The organism is Pseudoalteromonas luteoviolacea, assembly GCF_021654285.1.
GTDB classification, from domain to species: Bacteria; Pseudomonadota; Gammaproteobacteria; order Enterobacterales; family Alteromonadaceae; genus Pseudoalteromonas; species Pseudoalteromonas luteoviolacea_J.
The window spans coordinates 166,639-187,265 of the sequence record NZ_JAKFZS010000009.1 but is presented as its reverse complement, the minus strand read 5'-3'; the positions used below and the strand labels follow the sequence as shown (position 1 = coordinate 187,265).

Sequence of the window (20,627 nt, the reverse complement as noted above, 5' to 3'; positions counted from 1 at the left end):
ACCCTTTGCGGCTTTACACCTTTACAGGCACTTGAAATGAAAACGTTACCCCGCCTGTGTCTGTCATTTCGATATCACGAATGATTTCAACCAAATACCCCTTTTCATCCAATTGATAGCCTTGAGACTCGATAATATTAAATAGCTGCTCCAGCGCAGCGCTGTATCCCGCATCAGACACTACATACACATCACAGCAAAAATAGTGCCCTTCAGCCACGGTTCGCGTGTGCTCAGATGCAGAGGCTTGCCAATCACCAATGTGGGTTTCGATATCTTGCCAGCTCTTTTCTAATTGGTTGATTGGCGTCGTTGCCATGATCCGCGTCGACTTCTCACCAAAGGTATCAAAAATCGTATCCCAGTCATTGCTCACATGCGGCAAGTACTTCATTCCCCTTTGCGGATACCACACCAGTTCACAAGGCAACTTGGCTGCAAGCTTGTTTTCAATCGTGCCCTGCTCTGCGGGGTGAGCAAGCTTGCCTATGATTTCAGCCGTTTGACGAGGGGTGCCACTGACGCCAAGCGCCCTCACTTGCTTTGCGGTTAATCCGATGGCTTTTTTAAGCGCTTTACCCAGTGACTGAGATGACGAAAACCCGCACTCATGAGCAATATCAATAACCTTATAACCTTGCTCAGCAAAGAGGTAATGCACCACATATTGCAAACGTAAACGGCTCAAATATTGCCCCGGTGTTTCATTAAATAGCTCAGTAAATTGACGGTGAAAATGAAAAGGAGAAATGGCACTTTGTGTCGCGATTTGCTCCCAACTTAACCCTGAAGATAAGTCTTCATGCATTAACGTCAAAGCAGTAGCAAAACGAGTTTGCACGTTTTCAGGCAAAACATCGAGCAACGCGTACTCAGGCACTAATACAAACGGCGTTGGTTTTTGATCAGACATAAGCGAGATAATTGTGACGAATGCCGCAACTATCTCGCGCTCTTCAAGGAAAAGCAAATCTCACCGTGTAAGCAATTGTAACTAGGTACCTTGCTGCAATAACCCAGTCACCTGAACTTTAGGTTGTTTGCGACAAAACAGCCCAAGCAATATGGGGATCAATACCAAGGTTACTAAGGTTGCAAACAACTCTCCAAAAATCAATGACACCGCCGCTGGTTTTAAATATTGCGCCTGCTCCGCTTGTTCAAACAATAGTGGCAGCAAACCACACACCGTCGTCACTGTGGTCAGAAATATAGCTCGAAAACGACTTAATCCAGCTTGAGTTAAAGCCTCATTCAATGGTGTGCCAGTTCGGTATAAATGATTAAAGCGGGTGATCAATACCAATGAGTCATTGATCACTATCCCCGTCATCGCCATCATGCCAAACATCGACAATAAACTAATTGGCAGGTCCATAATGTAATGCCCAAAAATAGCGCCAGCAAAACCAAACGGGATCACCGCCATAATGATCAAAGGCTGCCAATAAGATTTAAGCGGAATTGCCAATAAAATATAAATGAGGATCACCGTCATCCACATCGCTGATTTAAACCCTTTAGATACCTCTGATATCTCTTCAAACTCTCCACCGGCTTTTATTTTTACACTTGGATACGCTTGCTCCAGATGACTTATCTCTGATTGTAAATTTGCCATCACCTCTTCTGGCGATTGGATATGTCTGTTTTGCTTCCAATATACATTGACGACTTCCTCGCCCTCTCGTCGATAAATCGTCTCTGGCACTTGCTCAAAACTCAGCGTGGCGATATCTGCTAATCGCACGCTATGCCCTGATTCTAGTGTCAATATGCTGTGCTTTAACTGCTCGATACTTTGCCGCTCTTGCTGTGCATACCGCACTATGACCTTGGTCTCTTGGCCTTGATCTAGCAATCGGTGTATTTCTCTGTATCCAAACGCATCTCCGGTAAATTGAGCAATGTGATGCTGAGTAAGTCCTAATTGCTGACCATAATCATTTAACTTGATACGTACTTGCCACTGCCCGCCACTGGCGTCGTCATAAATATCAGATACGCCCGACTGCAAAGCCAATGCATCTGATAACAGTGCACTCACCTGCTGAGCTTGCGCTTTTTCAGGCGCAATAATCGATACAAACGTCCCACCAGCAGGTGCTTCCGATGCCGAAAATTGGACTGAATCGGCACCCTCGATGGCACCCGTTTGCAAACGCCAGCTATCGGTTAATTCATGACTGGGGACTGCACTGAGTGCTTCATTTGAAAGCTCCAAAGTAATTTCAATATCGCCATAACCATCAGACCAAGCCAATGCATTCACAAATGGCGCTTTCTCCAGTTTGTGCTCTGCTTGAATGACATCTGATATTTGCGTCGCAGCGCGCTCTAATTGGTTTAACGCGTTCGCTTGCAGTGGTAAAGGCGCGCCATCTTGCAATGACACCTTAGCGGTAATGTAACGCCCAGGGATCTCTGGAAAAACTGCGCTTCGGATCGTCCCTGTGGACCACATACCATAGGCTAATGTAATAAGCGCACAGAAGAACAATAAACTGGCTACTTTATATTTCATTGCAAAGCCAAGGGCTGGTTGGTAAGCCTTGGTTTTTAAGGTAAGTAAAAAGCTCTGAGCTTGCATTTGCACCCAACTAATCAACGAGCCGTTTTTGGATTGACGCGTGGTCGATGTGCTCAGGTGCGCAGGTAGAATAAACTTGCTCTCTATCAGTGAAAACAGCAAAGCGAGGATAACCACCACTGAAAAGCCAGCTAGCAGCTTGGCCAAATCATTATTTATCCAAAGCATAGGAGAAAACGCAGCTATGGTTGTCAAAGCGCCAAATATGGTCGCCACCGACACTGATTGTACGCCTTTAAATACAGCAAGTTGACTGTTTTTGTGTACTCCCCGCTTTTCGTGAATGGCTTCTCCGACAACCACCGCATCATCGACTAAAATACCCAAGACTAAAATAAAGCCAAATAAGGTAATGTCATTAATACTGTGATCGGTCAGCTGCAATGCACCCAAAGTGCCAAACAGCGCGACTGGAATACCCGCAGATACCCAAAATGCCAATTTTAAGTCTAAAAAAATACCAAGTAATACAATCACAATGAGCAGCCCTTGCCATGCGTTGTGACCTAATCTAAATAATTGATCTTCTATATACGGAGCCATATCAGCCATGGTACTTAGCTGCACATCAGCTGGTAGGTGCTTACGCATTTGTTCAAGCGTGTCATTAACCGCTTTGCTCACATGCAGCAAGTTATCTGACTGACTGGTACTGACCAGCAGCGCAATGGCATTTTCTCCGTTGTTACGCACAATAGAACTGGTTTGAGCAAAGTCGCGATATACCTGCGCGATATCAGACAACTTAACCGTACCCTGCGCAGTCGCCACAACGGGGATATGTTTTAATAGTTCAGTGCTATCGGCATAGCCATCACCGCGCAGCAGTAAGCGACCACTTTGGCTTTCAAGTTCTCCGGTTCTGGTTTCTAAAGAAGCCTGTTCTATCGCCACGGCCACACTTTCCAGTGATAAGCCAAGCTGAGCAAGTTTTATTGGATCTGGTTCAATCACCAATTGCGGACTGCGACTGCCCCAGTTATCAACAGATGAAATATCTGAATGTTTTTTCAATGCCACTTCGACTTGTCTGGCAATTGGCTGTAAATCCGCATTAGCTCTGGGCGCAGAGACAATCACAAACGCCGCTAAATTAGTAAACTCGTCTTTACTAACAATCGGTCTTTCTGCCAGTGTCGGAAACCCCACAATGGCATTGACCCGATTACGCACTTCACTCAATTGCTGTTCGATATCCGTATCAGGTGTTTTACGAATGCTCACCGTTGAGCTCCCTGCACTGGACTCACTCACCACTTGTTTCACACCAGCGATACCGCTAATGACTTCTTCAACGCGCTGGGTGATCCCCGCATCAATTTGCTCGGCACTGCCACCTGGATACGACACAGACACTGAAATCGTCGAAGCCGGGATTTGCGGAAAAGACTCAACCCGCAGTTGCCCAAGTGCTAAAACGCCACTGGCAATAATGGCAAACATCAACAAGTTTGCCGCAACCGTATTGTCAATAAACCATTTAGTGAGCCAGTGCATCAGACACCTCCCCTGCACCTGTGCTGTCTGCTAATTGCATATCCTGTGAGATCGGCTCAACATGTGTCCCAGCTATCATGCTAAGTAAAGGATAAACAACCACTTGCTTGGTATTCTCACTGTTTTTTTCAAAGCGAATATGAACAGCATCTGAGCTTTTAGAGAGCACCTCAATGGCTTCTTTTTGTAACGTATTATCAATACCTAGCGTCCAAATATTCCCGTCTCTCGTCACCGCGCTTTGCGGCACTTGATAAGATAAAACAGGCTCTGAAAATGCCATGCTCACCTGCACTGGTTGATTTGGCAAAAGCGCAGCAGGTTGTTCATAAGGATTGGCGACCTGCAACACGACTTGGCGCTGCCGAGTGGTTACGTCCAAATTGGGCGCAACATACCTGAGCGAGGCAAACCAGCGTTTATTAGCACGATCTGTGATATGCATTGTTATTTTTTTATCTTTAAGCTTGCCTTGTAGCATTTGCCAAACAGGCTCGGACACCGGAACAACCACATCTATGCTCTCGCTTGATGCCACTTCAAACAAAGCCTCCCCTGCACTTAACCAATCGTTTGGACTTACAAGCCTTGATAAAATAACGGCATCAAATGGTGCACTCACTTTTGCTTCATGCACTCGCTTTTCAATACTTTTAAGTGCTTGCTCTGCTTGTATTAAATCTGATTTTGCTGCTGCGACTTGTGGCTCTCTTTTGGCAAATGGACTTTGATTATTGGCCGACAGCATACTCAATGCAACCGACTGCTCATGCAGCTGACGCTCTAATTCAAGTTTGGCATGCTCAACACGACTTTTTGCCTCTGCCAGTTCAGACTTTAGATGCGTCATATCCAATTTGGCTAACAGCGTCTGCGCTTTAATTAAGTTACCTGGTTCCAAGTGCGTATCTAGCCAAGCTAGCTGGCCGTCACTGGTTACTTTCAATTGCGTCAAAAAACGCGCCTTTGTATTGCCTATGAGCGTCACTTCAGGATGATGTGCCTTTGCCACAACGGTCACTGTTGAGACTGGTTGTTTCGCTGGTTCTTTGACAACGCTAGGCTTTGCTTCAACAGCCAATTCATCAACAATCACCAGTGTGACAAATATCGAAACTAGCCCTGCCGATATCGCCATTATTTTTTTATACTTCATAGCTTGCTTCCTTATCATTAAGTGCCAATTCGTTTCGATTTAAGCGCTGTGTAATTTCATCTAAGCGAGACAGTACCTGCAGTGTTACGGGCAACATGATTGCTGTATCAACAAATTCCAACGAATAAGTAAGAATCGAAAATACGTCGCCTGTGGAAGGATTTGGCAACATATTCACCAACCATAAATTGCCAAGTACTGAGACAAACAACAGTGAAAATATCAAGCCATATACCAGTGCCTCGGTATCAGAAAGTGCAATTTCATGCTTTTTGAGTTTTTCTAGGTGGGCGCTTAAAGCAGCAAAAGGCTTGTGACTTAAGATATGCACCTGCTGCTCGGTTTGGTCGTTCAACTTGCCGTTAAGGCGTTTAAAAGTACCATGACAAAATCCGTACACCATCAACATCGCACAGCTGGCCGCTAATACACTCAAGGCAAAATAGCTATGAAATGTCGCGAGTATGATCACAATTGAAACCAGTTGGATCCCCGCAGTCATCAATGCGGGTAAATCATTTTCTAAAAAATCCACCAGCTCTCTGGACATCAAAAGGCGTGCATTTTTGGCAGAGATATCAGCGCCACGTAAATTATGCGCAACCGTCTCGGCCAACTTAACGCGAATGCCTCCATATACCCGTGTGTCGTAAAATCGGCGTATCACGCTCACGACCACCAAACCAAATAAACAAGCGGCAAAGACCACTAACGGCTGAAAGTTCTTTGACAGCACACCATCAATGGCATAGCCAATTAATAAAGGAAGTAAAATAAGCAGGATATTTTCTGCTATCACCATCAACCAAGTTATCGCCACCTTTATTGGGCTTAACCTGACTACTGAAAACAGTGATATCGAATTTTGATTGGACATAACGCGCTCCTAAGTACTACTAACGCGCAGTATGACCAATTAGAGGAAGTAAAAAGTGTCCTCACTTGCTGTATTTAAAATCTCACAACAAGAAAAGCTGTCTTTAAGTAGGAGTGCGAGATATCAAGACGCGCTCATAATTTAAGCGCGCCGATTATCAATCATTTTATCTTCACACTAAGACAAGCCTGCTAGACTTTTTTTGCAGCGGCCGTTTCAACTAGGTTAAATGATGCGCCTTGCTCTCCGTATACGTAGACTTGGCAACCTTGCCAGCTTGTTGGGATATTCCACTGTAAGCCTGTTTTGACTTCATAAGTTGAAAATTGGTTATCACATCTCACTTCTAACGAGTCCAAGTTACCTTGAATATCAGAAATAGAGAATGCATTTCTAACCAGTTTATGAACCCATAAGGACTTTTCAACTTGCCCTTTTACCCAGATGTGTTTGCTTTCATCTGCAATAAATGCGTTTAATTTGTCGATGTAAGGGGCAAGTTGGCTCGTTGCTTTTTCTGCCTTTTTCGATTTAGCTAAAAGCGCATATGTCTCCAACGCATTTTCAAATCTGTTTTGTTCAATATTTAACAAAGTAGCACGTGCTAACAAGGCATTATAAATTTGTTCTTTTACGACTCCTTCACCAAACAGCATTACCTGCTCAATCGCTTGCAACTCCTTTAGTTTGTTTGCTTTTACGTTGTAAAACCTTGCTTTAGCAACCCAAAAATAACTATCCTCTGTCAGGTTTTGTAGCCCTTTCGATTCCATTTCTTCTAAAAGCGCAGGGACGTCATCTAGTTCATTTGCATCAATTTTTGCAACAACGGCCTTGTAACGACGCAAAAACTGACGAGTGACTGTACGGTTTACACCGGCCAAATGAAAGTTCATGTGCACTTGGTTTTGACATTGCTTAACCGGCTTATTGTTTTGCAGTGCAGGCTCAAATGTCCATTTTTCAACAGCTCTAAGGGCTGCACGTTCAAATATGCCATACCCTGACGACTTTTCTACAACGGCGGACTCCACTTCCCCCTTTTCGTTAACAACATAACTCAGCTGTACCCATCCCTCACGTCCCTGGTTTGCAGCACGCGTTGGAAAATAAGGAGGCGCCTTTTCAACTGGTACAGCATTTATAATAGTTCCTTTTAAAACGTCGTTAGTCTCATCAATAGCTTGCCCCCCCGCTTGAGATGAAGCAACTGATAACAACATTGCAGAAATTAAATTCATATTCTTCCTTATTGATTAAAACAAAGCCACTACTAAGTACAAGAGACTTATCAGGTAAATGTTGTAAAAAGTATCTAATAAGTGTCGTTACGTCTCAAAACTTCAGCATGTGGCCATAAGCACTTTTATTTTCTCATAATGCAACAATAGAAATAAACACAACATGAACCTTTTTTAGGTAAATCGATTTTTTTAAGAGAGGTAACAACAAGCCATGACACAGGTAAGCAATTGAGAAATTTAAAGTAATTAATCTAAACAACATGATAAATTTTCATTAGGGATATTGAGATTTTACACATATGCTCAAATTTACTTTTTGTACACAAGTGTACAAAAAGTAAAAACACCCTCAACAAGATTGGATAAGATAAAAGGAAGCATTATGAAACTAACACTTGATAAAAAACGCATTAAAGACCTGAGTAAAAACACACAAGAATTACCTAACGCGCAAACTCCGGATGTTGCAGGTGGTTGTAATACAGGCAGGACTAATTGCTTTGGCAATACATTAGCGTGTTGCTCGCAAGGTACTTGTTACAGCCGTTATTGCCAATAATCGTCTAGAAAGCTGCTAAAGCCACTGCGTTATCGTGGCTTTTTTATCATGTATTTAGAAATTAATAGGTGCCATAGAACGCTAAGCAGCCAACAGGCAAAAGGAGTGTCCACTGCGGCAATTTCAACATAGCTTTAAATTTAAAGAAACAACCTCCAACTGTGATAAATATAATGGAGAAACTAATATATAAGGATGCCACGACTTGAACAAATAGCTGCAAATCAGGCTGCATTTGCCAACCTGCAAAAATTAAAAATGCAGCACTTACAAGTAGTAATAAAGATATCATATGCCAACAAGCCAATAAGGTCGCTTTTACGACTTTGTCTAACTTAGATTTTAAAAATGGCCTGATCGGATCTAATTGACCTGCAATAATATGTATCATCGCTGTCAATAACGCCAATATACCTGCTGCAAAAACCCAATAATTCATACACATTCCCTGCTTTAAAAGAGTGTAATTAGTACTCACTCTAAATATCAAAACGAGTTAAAAAACCAATTGTAATGCTTTTAGCAATTAAAAGTAGATTCTGTCTATAAATTAATTAACTTACGATTAAATATGCAAATAAAAAAAGAGCCATAAGGCTCTTATAAACAAAAGTGCTCACTCACTAAAGTAAAGAGCTTAAGCTTTACAATACACCTTTGCATCACGCGGTGTAAAAAGACCAAATGAGATCACACTCGCTAGGCCATTTAAAAACGTATGTTGAGCTTCCACTTTAATCACATTTTCAGCGCCATTACATACAGCAGCGGCATCGATGACTTGCTCTTGCCCTAAACCACTGATAAAAAACACTTGCGTCTTTTGAACCGTTGGCTTAGCACCTGTAGAACCATTGACGTTAAATGTTTGTGCTGCACAGCCCGATAAAAGTGACGCTGCAAAAATAGCGCCCATAACTTTAGTTTTCATATTAATCCCAAGTGTAATATTGCTAAATCCTGAATCAAGTATGTTTCAAACAATGGCTGAGCCATCGTGCTAACTTGAAACAGGGCGCGTACAGTAACATTAATTAATCTTGTTATGTGTAAAAAACTGTACTTTTTAAATAAATCAGTTAAAAATACACATTAAAGCTCATATATTAAGCAAGATTGCACAAGGTAATAAAACAACATAACTAAATAGAATGGAATATATCTAAAGCAAAAATTCAATGGGTATGAAATCAATAATATGATTGATGGATTATTATTAAGCGACTTTAAGACACAGTAGTCTACTCACTGTGCCATCTCTTGATAACGAAAATAAATACTGCTTGCTAACTGTTCTATTGTGGCTAAATCTTCAATTTGATTGTCGTATTCAATCAATGACAAACCACCATTACAGGCCCCCCATATTGCTCCCGCCATTGCTGCAATTGTGTCGGCATCCCCCCCTAAATCACAAATCGCTTGCAGCATTTCAGAAAATGCCAAGCGCCTATACATAAACGCGAAGTACAGCGCAGTAATGCAAGACTCGCTTGCAAGCATACCATTGCCAAGTTCGGCCTTTATCACTTGGGCTGGCTGTGCTTTGCCATTGACAACAAACTCAAGGCATTTACTGAGTTTTAGCTTATAAATCGGTGTTACCGCACTGGCACATAGGGTCTGCAAAATGCCAACATTTTCTACACCTATCAATGCTAAGCGTGTTGCGTGTGCAATAAGCTGTGCCCCCTCTATGGCTTGAGGGTGAGCATGGGTGATCTCAGCGCTCTTAGAGACATAATCCACAAGTCCGTCATCACAACTTAAACTACACAAAGCGACTATTGGCGCTCGCATTGCAGCACCATTACCCATAGAGCCTTCTGCAAACTTTTTCCGATTTAGCTGCTCCCATGATCCACCATTTTTAATGCCTTTTAGCAAGTTGGCTGCACTGGGCCCATATCCGCGAGACCATCGGTAACTATTGGCAAAAGTTTGCGCCAAATGTGTTTGATCAACGTGCTTGCAGGTTAAAAAAGACTGGACAATATCTATAGACATTTGCGTATCGTCTGTATACCTTCTTTGTCCTGTTTTTGTTCTACCTAAAAAGCGCCAAAGCAGACGCTCAATTGGCCCACCTTCATAGGAAGCTGCCAAAGCATCACCAATAGCAAGGCCCTTAAAACAACCTACAAACTGGCTTTTTTCTATCATGTATGGGCTCCAAAGGTTTTCATAGCAGGCTAGACAATTAAAATTAATACCTAATTTTAGCTGAATACTGAATGAAAGCACTTTAAAACCTCTAGACCCTTCAATGACTTAAATACCCAACACCCACCCAAATGTAAATTTAATATTAATAAATATATTTTAAATGTTATTATCGTTTTGGGTTTGACCCCTAATTAGATAAATACAAGGAATGAAGATGAACAGAAAAACCAAAAAAGTTGCTTTATTACTAAGCGCCCTGTTAGCCACAACCAGCTTGTCGACTCTCGCTGCTGACAAAACATTATATCGAGCCTACAAACATGGAAATCACTTCTATACAACCAATGTGACTGAAATGCTCAATGCAACAGGCTCGGGTGGCTTTACCTATCAAGGTCCTGCTGTCATTTTAGTCAGCTATGATGACAACGATGCTGATAAAGCATTTTATCGTATGCACAACCCCAATGCAGGCCCTGGGGGTAATCACTTTTACACGTCTGACACCCTAGAAGCACTGAATATCAAGTCTTTAGGCTATGAATATGAAAGTACTGAGGGCTATACCACTCGCTCTCAAGCCAAAACAATCTATCGTGGCTACCACAGTGAACTAGTTAACCATTTTTATACTGCCGACGTAGTAGAAATGCTTAATGCAACTTCAACTGGCGGTTACGTTTATCAAAAAGAGGAAGGCTACGGTAAATAACCCCATTCAGGTATCAGCTCAATTGGGCTGATACCTATTAGGAAGCAAACATGACATACACCAAAACCCAGTATTTGTTTATTCTACTCACTTTTATCTTGCTGCTCGCGAATATTGCAGCCCAGCTTGAGTTAACCGCCCTCTCCGAGCGGATCGCAAACCTTGAGGCGCAGTTAGCATTTAAATCACAGAAGCAGAGCCCATCCGAATCAAGTTTAGATGCAGAGCTGGCAGATATACAAAACCGTCTACTTACACTTGAGCAATCACAACACGCTTTTACTGACCAAAAAATCACTAAAATTCAAAAGCCAAAAACAAACCAAGCAACACTTTCAGATGAAGACAGAGTAGAAAAAGAGTTTTTAGCAGGCAGAACCCAGTGGCAAGAAAAGTACTTACCCACTTTACACACTGACTCAGACAAAAAAGCCACCATGATGGTCGAGCATTTAGCCAAAAACAATGTATTAACCAAAAGCCAGCAACAGCAAGTATTCTCAATTTTACGAGACAACTTTGTAGAAGCCGCCTATGTCATTGCTGATACGGACGCTTACCCCTCATTTTCAGACTTTACCGAACAAATGCAGCGCCTTAACCAACTTAAAACCGAGCAACTGGCACAAATATTAAGCGACGAGCAGCTTTCACAACTTAACCAAGTAGATTGGCATAGTCGGTTTAAACAACATGCATTACATTAATGGCATGAACAGACATAGTTCAGGATACTTTACAAACAAAGCGGTTAGTTAATCAGCAACTAACCGCAAGCGTCACACAAAAGCCATAAAAACTATTGCTAAGCCAATATATTAGGGCTACAATGCCCGAAAATAACAGCTTAACTTAGCATTAAAAGTAAACTGTTATGTACTGAATGAAAGATTTCAGGGGCTGATTAGGATTCGACAGGATTCATGAAGCCTGAGGTGCATGTCGAGGGGCGGTTGGCCTCGTAAAAAAGCCGCATTTAAAGTAATCGCAAACGACGATAACTACGCTCTAGCGGCATAATAAGCCCGCTAGCACTCCTCCAAGAAATGCTTGTGGTTCTGGATTTGGAGTGTCACCCTACATAAGATCGCTACGGAAACCCTGGCCGGGGTTGAAGGGCTAAATATAAGCGGCCTCGCCTTTACTTATCGTGTTCGTCCGAGACTTAAAGGTTAACCAATAGACGATACTAAACATGTAGGACCGAGGGTCGACGCTTTCTGGACGGGGGTTCAAATCCCCCCAGCTCCACCACATTAAGTGTTATAAAACAGCCAGTTAGAGAACTTCTTTAACTGGCTTTTTTGTGTCTAATGGAAAGTGTCCAATTTCCATCCACAACAGCCTTTGGGATCTCGTATATGTACCTTTCTAAACCACATTTATTAAGCTCAAGTTAGGACAGCTACAGTTTCAGATAAAACAACTCGACGCCTTATAAAAGTCTGCTGGTTTATATTCCATTTAAACGTTACCTATCGTTTACCCAAGCCAGCATCCAACCAATCACTGACCGTAGGTCACTCTCTAACTTCAAACTTATGAAATAATACTCTGACATACTCAGGGTTTGAGTACTTTGTGACAATTAAGTGTCCCTGCTCTTCTAGGTTCAGCCACAGGTCTGTAGCAGCATGCAATCCAAAGTTATCCGTCTCGGGCGATATGCCCTGTAAGTAGCACTCAGGATTATCAATGAAATCATCAGCCAACCACGACTCCCCTAACGTAAAATCGAATAAGCTATCGTCAAAGTTATAAGCAGGTAGCCGCGTTCCATTCGCTATATGAGTAAGGAGCTCAACTTCAATTGTTTTGCCAAACACCCTAATATCATTATTCATTATGATTGAGGTGCAAGCCGCATAATAACCACGGCATTTCCAGTAGCTGTGAACCCAGCCACCCAAGATATGCAGCCGATGAATTGGCCGCTCATTTATACAACCTACCTCTTCCATCATCACGATTGCTGACTTGGAATCTGTGAACGTAAGATTTTTATTTGGCCACAACGCATAGCAAGTAAGGTGACAGCCCTTACTTTTCAATGCCTCGACAAAGCCTTTACAGTACTCTGGGTGCTTATAGAACTGGTGTATCTTAAACACCTCATCAGTTGTGCCATAAAGCCAATCTATATTGACTGCAAACAAGTTTGCTGCGTCTTTCAACAATTCATCGGTAAGCTTTTCCAGCAATTTTGTCGGTGACGAGCAGTCAGATATTGTTAGGCCTCTACCAAAAAATGCCGGTATTTGGCTTTTTGCAACGCCATGCGCCTCAAATAAGTCTAAAAACCGTTGTGCTGGGCATATGTTCTTTTCTACTTTTTGATTCAGCGCGCTTTTCTTTTTACGCCAGTGATGAAATGCCGCATAAATAGCCATTGCTCCCGCAATAATGCTGACAAACGAATCTGTGCCAGATAACCAATCCATACATCTACTCCCCTGTTCAATGTCATTTCCTTACGCTCTTCCTTGCAAGACTAATTACAAACTACCCCAACAACCCAAGCAGCCGACGATTTATTTCAGAGGCTGACTCAGTCAAATCAACCGTGCAAAACCGTATATCATGCCCCTGTATGCTAACAATTTCATCATAATGTTCACCAATCGAAGGGTGTAACAGCATGCCCGATGAGGTCAAAGATAAAGGATCACTGGTACACTCTTGTGACCTTAAATAGGTATAGAGTTGATAGATATAACCGCTTTTGAATATTTCTCCACCATAATAATTATGTCTGGTTATAAGGCTATGCCTCCATCATGATATACACACGTAAAACTTGCATCATAAACATTGATAAAATGACAGTTACCTTAAACCATTAAAGGCTTTATATTTGAAGCAGATGCAGGTTCAAACTATTTTTCAAGTATTCACTCTTATTACTCAATTGCTCTATTAACAAATCATGTTGCTCAAGCTCTTGGTCGAGCATAGAAAGCAAATCTTCAATTTTTATTTGTTCAGTTATTGGTGGGAGCTTTATTTCTATATTCTTAATCTTAGAAACTGTAAGATGAGGTTGAGCAGTACCTGACGCAAGACCTCTCAAATTAAGGTTTGATAACAACCTTGCTAAATATGGTGGATGCACCCTCTCAGTCTCAATGCATTTCAGGATCATTGAATTATTAGTAACGGAAATACAACCTTTAACATAATGAACATTGCCACACAATGCTCCCACTCTACCTACCAAGATAAACTCTCCAGAATGGATATATTCATCATAGTAGCCAATAATTCCGTTGCCACCATAAACTGGATACTTACCTTTATCTAAAAGTTTTTCTTTCGATAGTGATACAGTCTTCAGTGATGTAACTAATTGCCCTAATTTTACTTTTGGAAATTTATATGTATCGATAGTCTCAGCTACATTACTCTGGATGTTATGAACTCTTTCATTTATAGAATGTATCGTATTTCTGATTTCGTTCCCTACTTTACTCAGTTCAACTAGGGAACTGGAAAATGAGCTGAAGTCACTATATGTAATCTGGTTTTCAGCTTTATCAAAAACATTGAAATTCAAGTCAAGTTCATCTATATCAATATTCCATGAGTTCTCTGATTCCAATTTACACTGCTCTTTTTCAAAAAAGTCATCAAAATCACTAAACTTTAACTTTTTGCTTTTTGTTAGCTTTTCCTTTTTTGTCAATTTATAAAACCAAACTTTGCTGCTAGGTGTTCGTTTAGAGAAAAAGATTACAACTAGTTTTATGCCAGTATAAGGAAGCATTACTCCTGATGGTAATGACAATACACAATCAACACAAAACCTATTAAATAACTCTTCTTTCAGGTGCTGGGATTGTGAGCTAGAGTCGAAAAAAAAACGCTCAGGTAATATTACAGCTGCTCGGCCATCCAACTTAAGAGCACTCATAACTAACCGGAGAAATCGATAGTCTATAAAATGTTCTTTGTCATTCCCTTGGAACTCTCTGCTATTACTTTTCCCAAATGGGGGGTTAGTTAAAATAATGTCGTAATTGTCTTTATAAATACTATCCAGCGCGACTAAAGAATCACCAATTGTAATATCTGACTCAACGTTACTATTTAGAATTAAGTTTGCTTTAGAAACGATAAAAGCAAAGAATGATATGTCGCTGCCGTTAAGCATATAAGGCCTTGAACTAAAGTTATCACCTGCTTCAAGGAACTTAGCAACTTCTACTAAGAAACCCGATGTACCACATGCTGGGTCGTAGACTTTATCATGAACATTTGGTTTTAGATAAGATACTAATACTTCCGCAATAACTTTAGGTGTATAAAATTCACCCGACTGTGAAGATTCAAGCACCATTTTTTCAATATGTTTATTATATCGCCACCTAAACTCTCTCAGCTCAGGAATACTTTTCACACCAATAAAAAAATAAGAAAGACAATAAATCAAATGTTCATTATTTACATTCAATATAAAGTTATCCACAACATTAGCTAGGAAATCTTTTACATTATAATTAGAATTACAAGCATTCTTATCGATATCTGAATTATATATAATATGATGACATAACGATTTGAATTCGGCTTTATCTCTAAAGTAAAAACCGAACCCCTCACCTTTTTCAAGCAAGTTTATTTGGAGGAATTTCAAATAAACAAAAGTTGAAAGAAGCTCCACAGCATGGGTCGTATTTTTTATTTTTCTTTCTCGCTTTAGGAGAAAAAATATTTTGTCAAATAACTCCTCATTTTTATTCATTATAAGGTACTCACTAAATAATTATACATATTTTCAATATCAACACTTATTTCATCTTTTGGGATTTTTTTAACATAAGCTGTTAATTTATCTTGATCAAGGCCTATACCAATGGTATCGATTAGATCAGAGATATAACTTTTGACATCTAAATTCCTAATAGCAACATTATCACCTGGTTCTCCAGGGAGTAAGTGGTAATCTGCAGCAACTTTACCATTATTCACTTTGTCAATATAACCAGTTTCAGTAAGCGCCGTGTAGGAAAGTAAATACGTTTTTATCTCTCTTCTTTTCCAAGCTAAAAAGTGAATATTAATTTTTTTGTTGTTCCCTCTTACTTGTTTTACTGCTGCCTTACTCTTGGCTCCAACTACTGAAACGCCATTATTATGAAAATCGATCCCTGCTTCATCTTTATCACAAATTAAATATATATTTTCTGTAATCCGATTTGATTCTGATGCTAATAATGATTTAACCCATTCTAACTTTCTTTTACCGAGCTCTTCGTTATTGCCCCCACAGCTTGATTCTTGCTTTACCACATAAAGCTTAGAAAGTTTAGATATATCCAACCCTTTTTGGTTTGCTAGTTCTAAAAATATTACCCAATCATTGTAATCATCCATTAATACTATGTCTTTAAGCTTGCTGCAGATATCAAATTGAACTGATTTCATTCTTGAGAGATTTGAAAGCCTATCAATGACAGCCTTAACTTTTCCTTGCTCTTCAATTACACCCTTCTGAACAACTTTTAAATTTTCAAATCCATTTTTCGGTGAGGTTATTGAATCAAGTAAGTGCGTAGTTGTGATAGCTGTGCCCTCAATTTTATGCAATGCTTCCCATAAACTTTCAATATTTTTATAGTGTAAATGCGAATCCACCTCATCTAACAAAAATAAAGTATTATCGCTATCAAACAAGTCTAATAAAGAATATAAAAACAATATTTGATATTCACCATCACTTAGATCATCTAAGTTAAGATTATCTTTAAAAGATAGACTCATTGATGAGCGGTTAAAAAAGTAGTTGTTATCCGCTGCCTGGGTAAAGAATGTCACTTTTTCATCGAAAAACGAATCATCTTGATCCTGAAATGATGGCAAGAAAAAGTTTTCAGAGTGTATAACAATCTGTTTTTCCAACAATGGAGATTCAAAGTCAAATGAATCATCGACGACAGTACTGACAAAACTTTCCAATGTAGTATGGTAAGGAGATGTTCTAAACGTTTCTTCTTCTCCCAGCTCTTCATCCCGCAATGCGTCTTTAATTCGATTAATATAAGGCTGTTCTATTTTTATATTGGTAGTTAATCTACTGGAAATATCATCTATGTTTTTATCTGACTGTTCAATATATCCCTTACAAGATAAATAACCTCTAACACGTCCATTACTACTCATTGAAGCTAGAAAAATTAAGAGGCTAGACCAAGACTTATCATAATAACAACAGCCTAAAGTCAGCCCTCGATTTGCTTTTCTTTCATTTGCTAGATAGTTTGAGAAATACTTAGAAAACTTCTCATTTTGACCAGAAGAAAAGCAAACAACTTTTTTCCCGTAAAAATCACCATGCTGTAATCTCTTATTGAAAATAGACTGCAAGATAGATGATTTCCCTGCCCCGTTTTCCCCAATTAAAGCAGATACCTTCTGAAAAGTAATATTTTGCTCCTCAGTACACAAACTATTTTCTGGTATTACTAGCTCCATGTTGGTCCTTTTATTATTCTTCGTGATACTAACTATTTCTATAAATTCGTTTTACGGAACAGCTTTTAATTCATCCATTTAACATGCCTATCACTTAAACCCACTCAACATATCAAACACCACTCTCGCAAACTGCGCTGTTTTCGATGGATCTGACAACAACTGCATCATTTGCTCTTGATGAGCAGTACTGCTGTCTAAGATCGCGTCATCAATGGCTTGAGGGAAGTCGCCGAGCATGGCTTGTTCACGGGAGTTATTGGCTATTTGCTTCATAACGGACTCATTTTCAGTGAGCTTGTCGCGCACGGTAAATGCGTAGTTGATCATGTCTTTGTCAGTGAGGTTGTCGGTGATGAACACCTCATTCAGGCGTGCAAGAATGTTAGACATAAACTCTTCTTTTTTGTCCTTCGCCTTTGCACTACCCACATCACTGCTTGGTTCAAGCTGGGATTCGGGACTGTCTTCTTTTAATTTGATATCTTGCTGACGAATTTTAGATAAGCGGTAATGGCTCATGACTACGTTATCAAGGTCGATATCATCTTCTTCAATCACCTTTTCGCGTAATAACGGGCGAAGGTGTCGTGCGTATAAGCTAAGTTTCTCTAGCTCTTTGTCGTCATAATCGACTATCTGCGACATAAACTCGTAAAAGCGAGTAAAGCTACCTAAATCCTTTTTGAAGATTTCAAGGCGATCTTTCTCTTGCTTACACTCTTTAAAGCTATTTTCAGCATTGGCAATCAGCACTGCGTCACCTGTTTTTTTGGTGCGCTCAAACATGTCTTTGGCTTGAATATATGCGTCTACCGCTAAGCTATAGCGTTTTTGCCAACGGTCTACCGCAGGCTTGCAAATATTACTGATAGCTGCATTTGATTTGTTTTTAGTGAAGAATGCTTCACAGAATTGTTCAACTTCATTCCATAAGAATATGCCGCTGGTGCGTAGCTTTTCATCTAACTCAAATACCACATCAGGGTTTGTTACATCAGCGAGTTCTGCTGTTTGATAGTAAGGCTGAAAGGCATCTAAAATATCTTGAGGGTCATTGAAGAAGTCGAGTACAAACGTGCCGCACTGCGCTTTACCAGGGTAAGTACGGTTTAAACGAGATAGCGTTTGAACACACTCAACACCACCCAGTTTTTTATCCACATACATGGCGCAAAGCTTCGGTTGATCAAATCCTGTTTGAAACTTATTAGCCACTAGCATGAGTTGATAGCTGTCGGTGTCAAACGCCTCTCGCATATCTTGCTTAAGATCTGGATTCATGCTTTTTTCAGTGAACTTTTGATCAAGCAAAGCAATAGAGTCAGGATCATCTTTGTTAAATTCAACTTCACCTGAAAACGCCACCAAAGCGCGAATAGACTGATAGCCGTTTTCTGTCACATATTTATCAAAAGCTAGTTTATAGCGCACAGCTTCTTTACGAGAGCTAGTCACAACCATGGCTTTTGCTTGGCCGCCCAATAAGCCCATCACGTTGTCTTTAAAGTGCTCAACAATCACCTTCACCTTTTGTGAGATGTTGTATTCGTGCAAGCGCACCCATTGATTCAGTTTTACTTTGGCCTTTTTACTATCTACCTCTTGATCAGCCGCTTCTATTTTTTGTGCTAATTGATAAGCGACTTGGTAATTGGTGTAGTTTTTCAATACATCAAGAATAAAGCCTTCTTCAATGGCTTGGCGCATTGAATAAACATGAAACGCTTCTGGCTTGTTTTGTTTAGATGCAGGTAACTCAGGGTTGGGTTTGCGACCAAATAACTCTAGTGTTTTAGCCTTGGGTGTTGCCGTAAAGGCATAGTAATTTAAGTTGGCGCTACCACGGCGAGCCGCAATCGTTGCATCTAGAATATCTTCAGAGTTGAGTTCTGTATCATCATCCGCTTCATCAGTCATTAATACTTCTTTTAACTGACGCGCTGTAGAGCCACTTTGCGATGAGTGCGCTTCATCAGCAATGACCGCATAGTTACGCTCTTTGAGCGAGGTAGAGTTTTCAATTGCACGTAATACAAACGGGAAGGTTTGAATAGTTACTATAATAATCGGCGCTGAATTCTCTAAAGCTTCAGCAAGCTTTTCAGATTTAGAACGACCTTTATCTTCCTTAGTGTTTATCTTTTGAACCACACCATCAGCATGTTCAAATTGATAAATGGTATCTTGTAGCTGATCATCAAGAACTGTTCTGTCTGTTACCACAATCACTGAATGAAATTGCTTGTTGCCGTTTGTATCATACAAGGTTGAAAGCTGATGTGCTGTCCAAGCAATCGAATTTGATTTACCTGACCCTGCACTGTGTTGCACAAGGTATCTATTGCCCGTGCCCTCTTCTATGGCAGCACCAATCAACTTAGTCACTACATCCCATTGGTGATAACGCGGGAATATCAGGGTTTCTTTTTTGGTTTTGCGACCTTCCCAATCCTCGACCTCTTCAATCTGTAAGTGAATAAAGCGGCCAATTATATTGAGTAAGTTATCCGGCGTTAAAACCTCATTCCACAAGTAATCTGTCGCATAGCGGTTTAGATCCCTTTCATTAGAGCGCGTTGGAATATCATTACCCGCGCCACCTTCGCTTGTACCTTTGTTAAACGGTAAGAAGAAGGTATCGTCACCTGCCAGTTTAGTTGCCATATAGACTTCATATTGGCTTACAGCAAAGTGCACTAACGCACCGCGTTTAAAGGTTAATAGTGGTTCTGGCTTCTTGGTCGCAGGGTCTTTTGGTAAACGAGTGCGCTTATATTGCTTAATGGCATTTTCTACGGCTTGCTTAAATTCAGACTTAAGCTCTAATGTTGATACAGGCAAGCCATTAACAAACAGCACCAAGTCAATGCGCCATGCCTTAGCTTTTTTGCCAGTCTCAGCTAAATGCTCTTTTGTTGCATATGGGCTGTACACAAGCTCAGGTACAATGCGGCAAATATTCTTCTGGTAACGGGCAAGGGTTTCAGGGTTTAAATCATGCTCTGGCTTAAACTGGCATAATGAAAAACGCGCATTACGTATTTTTAAGCCGTGACGCAGTACACCTAAAGTACCATAAGTGCGTGATGCCTTATCAGTTGCATTTACATCCGCTTTTTTAAGCTGTACCACGAGCGCATCAATAAAGTGGCGCTCTGAATCAATCGGGTAAACTTTACAAAACTTTTGCCACTCTTTTGGTTGTGTTTCTTTTACAAAAGCGAGTGCATCTTGCTCATATAAGGCTGACTCACGATTATAGTGTTCAGGTTGGCCTTGCACCCAACCATTTTCCACCATTTGAGTGATAATATCGTTTTGAAAAATTTTTTCTTGGGTTGCGTCATTCATC

The 20,627-nt window shown here is 40.6% G+C and carries 15 protein-coding genes and 1 other RNA gene; 4 read left to right on the top strand and 12 right to left on the bottom strand.

Annotation, left to right across the window (positions count from 1 at the left end):
• Positions 1-13: 13 nt before the first annotated feature.
• The 5 genes from L1077_RS10615 to L1077_RS10595 all read right to left on the bottom strand — a co-directional run bounded on the left by L1077_RS10615 (position 14) and on the right by L1077_RS10595 (position 7,361).
• Positions 14-913, bottom strand: coding sequence for a helix-turn-helix transcriptional regulator (locus L1077_RS10615; RefSeq protein WP_237136822.1), 900 nt, complete (start codon positions 911-913; stop codon positions 14-16).
• Between the two features lie 81 nt (positions 914-994).
• Entirely contained in the window at positions 995-4,087 is a 3,093-nt protein-coding gene (locus L1077_RS10610; RefSeq protein ID WP_237136821.1) for an efflux RND transporter permease subunit, read from the bottom strand.
• Positions 4,071-5,243 carry an efflux RND transporter periplasmic adaptor subunit gene (locus L1077_RS10605; protein ID WP_237136820.1) on the bottom strand — a complete coding sequence of 391 codons (1,173 nt, stop codon included), beginning with the start codon at positions 5,241-5,243 and terminating at the stop codon, positions 4,071-4,073. The genes L1077_RS10610 and L1077_RS10605 overlap by 17 nt, the downstream gene beginning before the upstream one ends.
• Positions 5,233-6,120, bottom strand: coding sequence for an ABC transporter six-transmembrane domain-containing protein (locus L1077_RS10600; RefSeq protein WP_237136819.1), 888 nt, complete (start codon positions 6,118-6,120; stop codon positions 5,233-5,235). Before L1077_RS10600 ends, L1077_RS10605 begins: the two co-directional genes overlap by 11 nt.
• A gap of 191 nt (positions 6,121-6,311) precedes the next feature.
• Entirely contained in the window at positions 6,312-7,361 is a 1,050-nt protein-coding gene (locus L1077_RS10595) for an energy transducer TonB (RefSeq protein ID WP_237136818.1), read from the bottom strand.
• Between the two features lie 385 nt (positions 7,362-7,746).
• Between L1077_RS10595 and L1077_RS10590 the strand changes: the two genes are divergently transcribed.
• A complete protein-coding gene (locus L1077_RS10590; protein WP_155731964.1) occupies positions 7,747-7,923 on the top strand; it encodes a hypothetical protein in 177 nt (58 codons plus the stop codon).
• Between the two features lie 61 nt (positions 7,924-7,984).
• Here L1077_RS10590 and L1077_RS10585 read toward each other — a convergent pair whose 3' ends face one another.
• The 3 genes from L1077_RS10585 to L1077_RS10575 all read right to left on the bottom strand — a co-directional run bounded on the left by L1077_RS10585 (position 7,985) and on the right by L1077_RS10575 (position 10,086).
• Complete coding sequence (locus L1077_RS10585) at positions 7,985-8,362, bottom strand: hypothetical protein (protein WP_237136817.1); 378 nt, start codon at positions 8,360-8,362, stop codon at positions 7,985-7,987.
• Positions 8,363-8,560: 198 nt separating this feature from the next.
• Entirely contained in the window at positions 8,561-8,854 is a 294-nt protein-coding gene (locus L1077_RS10580) for a Bor family protein (protein ID WP_237136816.1), read from the bottom strand.
• Between the two features lie 314 nt (positions 8,855-9,168).
• Positions 9,169-10,086, bottom strand: coding sequence for an ADP-ribosylglycohydrolase family protein (locus tag L1077_RS10575; protein ID WP_237136815.1), 918 nt, complete (start codon positions 10,084-10,086; stop codon positions 9,169-9,171).
• Between the two features lie 217 nt (positions 10,087-10,303).
• Here L1077_RS10575 and L1077_RS10570 point away from each other — a divergent pair, with 217 nt between their 5' ends.
• From L1077_RS10570 to ssrA, 3 genes are all read left to right on the top strand, one after another.
• Positions 10,304-10,801 (top strand): hypothetical protein, encoded by a 498-nt coding sequence (locus L1077_RS10570; protein WP_237136814.1) that lies wholly within the window; start codon positions 10,304-10,306, stop codon positions 10,799-10,801.
• 50 nt (positions 10,802-10,851) lie between these two features.
• Positions 10,852-11,508: a hypothetical protein gene (locus tag L1077_RS10565; RefSeq protein WP_237136813.1), complete on the top strand. Its 657-nt coding sequence runs from the start codon at positions 10,852-10,854 to the stop codon at positions 11,506-11,508.
• Positions 11,509-11,697: 189 nt separating this feature from the next.
• Positions 11,698-12,055: a transfer-messenger RNA gene (gene ssrA, locus L1077_RS10560) on the top strand.
• A gap of 266 nt (positions 12,056-12,321) precedes the next feature.
• Here the strand turns inward: ssrA and L1077_RS10555 are convergent.
• The 4 genes from L1077_RS10555 to L1077_RS10540 form a co-directional block, all read right to left on the bottom strand.
• Positions 12,322-13,242: a hypothetical protein gene (locus L1077_RS10555; RefSeq protein ID WP_237136812.1), complete on the bottom strand. Its 921-nt coding sequence runs from the start codon at positions 13,240-13,242 to the stop codon at positions 12,322-12,324.
• 407 nt (positions 13,243-13,649) lie between these two features.
• Positions 13,650-15,542 carry an N-6 DNA methylase gene (locus L1077_RS10550; RefSeq protein WP_237136811.1) on the bottom strand — a complete coding sequence of 631 codons (1,893 nt, stop codon included), beginning with the start codon at positions 15,540-15,542 and terminating at the stop codon, positions 13,650-13,652.
• Positions 15,542-17,272 carry an AAA family ATPase gene (locus L1077_RS10545; RefSeq protein WP_237136810.1) on the bottom strand — a complete coding sequence of 577 codons (1,731 nt, stop codon included), beginning with the start codon at positions 17,270-17,272 and terminating at the stop codon, positions 15,542-15,544. The genes L1077_RS10550 and L1077_RS10545 overlap by 1 nt, the downstream gene beginning before the upstream one ends.
• 90 nt (positions 17,273-17,362) lie before the next feature.
• Positions 17,363-20,626 carry a type I restriction endonuclease subunit R gene (locus tag L1077_RS10540; RefSeq protein WP_237136809.1) on the bottom strand — a complete coding sequence of 1,088 codons (3,264 nt, stop codon included), beginning with the start codon at positions 20,624-20,626 and terminating at the stop codon, positions 17,363-17,365.
• Between the last annotated feature and the right edge of the window lies 1 nt (position 20,627).

Coding starts and splice junctions, on each gene's coding strand:
- L1077_RS10605 (WP_237136820.1), bottom strand. CDS start 5,243: ATGAAGTATAAAAAAATAATGGCGATATCGGCAGGGCTAGTTTCGATA.
- L1077_RS10565 (WP_237136813.1), top strand. CDS start 10,852: ATGACATACACCAAAACCCAGTATTTGTTTATTCTACTCACTTTTATC.
- L1077_RS10545 (WP_237136810.1), bottom strand. CDS start 17,272: ATGGAGCTAGTAATACCAGAAAATAGTTTGTGTACTGAGGAGCAAAAT.
- L1077_RS10590 (WP_155731964.1), top strand. CDS start 7,747: ATGAAACTAACACTTGATAAAAAACGCATTAAAGACCTGAGTAAAAAC.
- L1077_RS10575 (WP_237136815.1), bottom strand. CDS start 10,086: ATGATAGAAAAAAGCCAGTTTGTAGGTTGTTTTAAGGGCCTTGCTATT.
- L1077_RS10580 (WP_237136816.1), bottom strand. CDS start 8,854: ATGAAAACTAAAGTTATGGGCGCTATTTTTGCAGCGTCACTTTTATCG.
- L1077_RS10585 (WP_237136817.1), bottom strand. CDS start 8,362: ATGAATTATTGGGTTTTTGCAGCAGGTATATTGGCGTTATTGACAGCG.
- L1077_RS10615 (WP_237136822.1), bottom strand. CDS start 913: ATGTCTGATCAAAAACCAACGCCGTTTGTATTAGTGCCTGAGTACGCG.
- L1077_RS10540 (WP_237136809.1), bottom strand. CDS start 20,626: ATGAATGACGCAACCCAAGAAAAAATTTTTCAAAACGATATTATCACT.
- L1077_RS10555 (WP_237136812.1), bottom strand. CDS start 13,242: ATGGATTGGTTATCTGGCACAGATTCGTTTGTCAGCATTATTGCGGGA.
- L1077_RS10610 (WP_237136821.1), bottom strand. CDS start 4,087: ATGCACTGGCTCACTAAATGGTTTATTGACAATACGGTTGCGGCAAAC.
- L1077_RS10595 (WP_237136818.1), bottom strand. CDS start 7,361: ATGAATTTAATTTCTGCAATGTTGTTATCAGTTGCTTCATCTCAAGCG.
- L1077_RS10550 (WP_237136811.1), bottom strand. CDS start 15,542: ATGAATAAAAATGAGGAGTTATTTGACAAAATATTTTTTCTCCTAAAG.
- L1077_RS10570 (WP_237136814.1), top strand. CDS start 10,304: ATGAACAGAAAAACCAAAAAAGTTGCTTTATTACTAAGCGCCCTGTTA.
- L1077_RS10600 (WP_237136819.1), bottom strand. CDS start 6,120: ATGTCCAATCAAAATTCGATATCACTGTTTTCAGTAGTCAGGTTAAGC.